The 3,250-nt window shown below is 70.0% G+C and carries 3 protein-coding genes; 2 read left to right on the top strand and 1 reads right to left on the bottom strand.

The window, feature by feature from the left end; translation table 11 throughout:
• Positions 1-161: 161 nt before the first annotated feature.
• On the top strand, positions 162-776 hold the full coding sequence (locus tag HZS56_RS37550; RefSeq protein ID WP_216725284.1) for a hypothetical protein: 615 nt from the start codon (positions 162-164) through the stop codon (positions 774-776).
• A gap of 55 nt (positions 777-831) precedes the next feature.
• Here the strand turns inward: HZS56_RS37550 and HZS56_RS37545 are convergent, their stop codons facing one another.
• Complete coding sequence (locus tag HZS56_RS37545; RefSeq protein WP_216725283.1) at positions 832-1,797, bottom strand: RDD family protein; 966 nt, start codon at positions 1,795-1,797, stop codon at positions 832-834.
• A gap of 125 nt (positions 1,798-1,922) precedes the next feature.
• On the opposite strand from HZS56_RS37545, the gene HZS56_RS37540 reads away from it, so the two are divergent.
• Positions 1,923-2,930, top strand: coding sequence for a stage II sporulation protein M (locus tag HZS56_RS37540; RefSeq protein WP_216725282.1), 1,008 nt, complete (start codon positions 1,923-1,925; stop codon positions 2,928-2,930).
• Positions 2,931-3,250: the final 320 nt, after the last annotated feature.

The raw sequence follows: 3,250 nt of genomic DNA, 5'->3' as shown, positions 1-3,250 counted from the left end.
AAGGTCGAAGGCCCGTACAAGCCGGACCACTACCGCTACTGAGCCCACCCGGGCCCCCACGGCTCGACCTCCGAGACAGGCCCCCGCACCCCCGTGCCGGGGGCCTGTCCCGTTGCGGCCTCAGCGGCCGGACCAGCAGCCCGTCACCACCCAGGACCTCCATGCCCCGCGGCCGGTATTCGCTCCACGATCCGCACGACCACACCCCTCTCGCAGCAGAACACTTCCAGTGCGCCCCCGGTCCCTCCGGCTGGCGCTACGTCTCCCGGCTGACCACGCCCACCGGAGACCAGCACGGCTCCGTCGATCTCGCCCTCGACGAACTCGGCCGCCCCCTCCGTCTCGAACTCCACACCCGCGACTGGCAGGTGCGCGGCGCCGCCATCGACGGCATCACCTGGGTCCGTACCGACCCCACCGGAGTCCACGCCACCGAAGGCAATGTGCGCGCCCACGCCTTCACCGGCACCTCTCCGGCCTTCCTCGTCGCCGTCACCCGCCTCCTGCGCCTCACCCCCTCCGCATCGGCCACTCGCATACGCCTCGTCGCCCTCACCGGACCGGTCCTCGCCCCCCGCACCGTGGACCAGTCCTGGGCGCTGCTGAAAAGAGAAGCACACGCCACTGACAACGGCCCCCTGACCGTGGACGAATACCAGGTCACAGCCCTGGACACCGGCGAGCAACACCTCGTGCACATCACCGGCGACGTAGTGCTCGCGGCCCCCGGCATCGAGCTCGAGGACCTGCAATCCCCGCCGTCCGCGTTCCCGTGAGACGTCGTCGGAGCCGACGGACGCCTTCCCAGTCGCCTCCCACCACGCCCACGCCCTACGCCGGCGGAACGAACCCGGTGCCGCGCCGATGCTCAGGCCGCCCGGCCCGTACGTCCCGCGGCTCGTCCGGGTATCCGCCCTGCGACGGTGCGGCGGACGACTCGTCGGACGGTGTTCCCGGCGCTCCTTGCGGCGAGGTCATGTGCGGTGCCACGGGAAACGTCTGCGGTGCGGCAGCCTGTCCGCGCCCGGCAGTCCCACCCTCCGACGGGGGACCACCGAACGCCCGACGAGCCTCCCGGGCCTGCCGCTCCTGCAGCACCGCCGCGAGATACGCGGGCGGCGGAACCTCGCGCGGCACCGGGACACCCGTACGCGCGGCCACATCACCGGCGAGCCGTTCGGCCATGGCCCAGCCGACGCGGGCGTCCAGCTGCCCCATCCGCGCCAGGTACTGACGGACGGCGAGCCACAGGTCGTCGGGGACCGCGGAGAGGTCGAGCCCGGAGAAGCGGCCCGCCAGCCAGGGCGGGGGAGGCGGCATGAACCCCGCCGAAGCGACCGGTACCCGCTCCCGCACGACCAGGGTGCCCGCGAACACATCACCCAGCCGACGCCCCCGTGCCGAAACCAGCGAGGCGATACAGGCAACGACCCCGAACGTCATGAGGATCTCGATCACCCCGATCAGGCCCCGCACCAGAGAGTGCCGGAACCGCACCGGTCCACCGTCGTCCCGCACCACCCGCAGCCCGCACGCCATTTTTCCGAGCGACCGACCGTGACTGAGCGACTCCACGGCGATCGGCCCGCCCACCAGCACGAGAACGAAAGCGGCGAGGGACAGCGCGGTCTGTGCCGCAGGGTCCAACGACGCCGTGGAGGCCACCAGCGCGATGGTCACCGCCACATACGCGGCCACGGCCACCACCAGATCGAGCAGGACGGCCAGCGCCCTGCTGGGCAGCTTCGCGGGGCGCAGCTCCAGTGCCACCGCCTCGCCCGTCACCAGCTCGCTCACACCCGTCGTCCTTCCCCTGCCCGCCCCGTCCCCGCCAGTCTGCCAAGCTGAACACGCACCGCGCCGCAGTACGACAAGCTGATCCACGACGAGCCGCCGACGATAGCCGAGGAGCAGGCACACCGATGGACCTCGACGTCTTCGTCTCCGCCCACCGCGCGGAGTGGGACCGACTCGACGCCCTGCTCCGCCGCCGGCGCCGACTGACCGGCGCCGAGACCGACGAGCTCGTCGCCCTCTACCAGCGCACGGCCACTCACCTCTCCCTGATCCAGTCCAGCGCGCCCGATCCACAGCTGACGGGGCGGCTCAGCCAACTGGTGGCACGCGCGCGCAGTGCCGTGACAGGAACGCGGCGAGCCTCCTGGCGCGACGTCACACGATTCCTGACCCAGCAGTTCCCGGCAGCCGTTTACCGCGCGCGGCACTGGTGGGTCCCCACGGCCCTCCTGTCGACCGCTGTGGCGGCGCTCCTCGGCTGGTGGATCGGAACCCACCCGGACGTGCAGTCCACCATCGCGGCCCCGGGAGAGCTGCGGGAACTCACCCGCCCCGGCGGCCAGTACGAGACGTACTACTCCAGCAACCCGGCGGCGTCCTTCGCCGCACAGGTGTGGACGAACAACGCCTGGGCCGCCGCGCTCTGCCTGATCCTGGGAGTCTTCCTCGGCCTGCCCGTCATCTGGATCCTCTTCCAGAACATGCTCAACCTCGGTGTGGGCTTCGGCCTGATGTCCTCCGCCGGCCGCCTGGACACCTTCCTCGGCCTGGTACTGCCCCACGGCCTGCTCGAACTGACCGCCGTCTTCGTGGCAGCGGGCACCGGCCTGCGCCTCGGCTGGACCCTGATCGACCCGGGCCCCCGTACGCGACGCATCGCACTGGCCGAAGAGGGCAGGGCAGCCATTGGCATGGCGGTCGGTCTGGCCCTGGTCCTCTTCCTCTCAGGTGCCATCGAAGGCTTCGTCACCCCCTCCGGCCTGCCAACCTGGGCCCGCATCACCATCGGCGTGATCGCCGAGGCGGCCTTCCTCGTCTACGTCTACGTACTGGGCGCCCGTGCCGTGCGCGCGGGCGACACGGGCGACGTCGAAGAGTCCGAGCGGAGTGCCACGGTGCCTACGGCCGCCTGATGTGCATCCCAACCCGGTGAGCTGCTACTGTCCTCTTCGTCCCCGCAAGAGCCGTTGACACGGAACAAGCGGGGAGGTAGATTTGAACAGTTGCCTGGAGACGGGTTCACCCAGAGGGCAACAGTGAACATCTACTCGCTTCCTCCGAATCTCTCAATGAGAGGAAGCGCCTCCCGATGAATCGGAAATGAACAGCCGGTCAGACCGGCTCAGAACTTCTGATAAAGTCGGAACCGCCGGAAGGGGAAACGCGAAAGCGTGGACCTGGAAAGCACCGAGGAAATCGGATCGGAAAGATCTGATAGAGTCGGAAACGCAAG

Source organism: Streptomyces mayonensis, assembly GCF_018982965.1.
GTDB lineage: Bacteria > Actinomycetota > Actinomycetes > Streptomycetales > Streptomycetaceae > Streptomyces > Streptomyces mayonensis.
The sequence above is the reverse complement of the archived record's forward strand: the minus strand, read 5'-3'. Positions and strand labels throughout refer to the sequence as shown.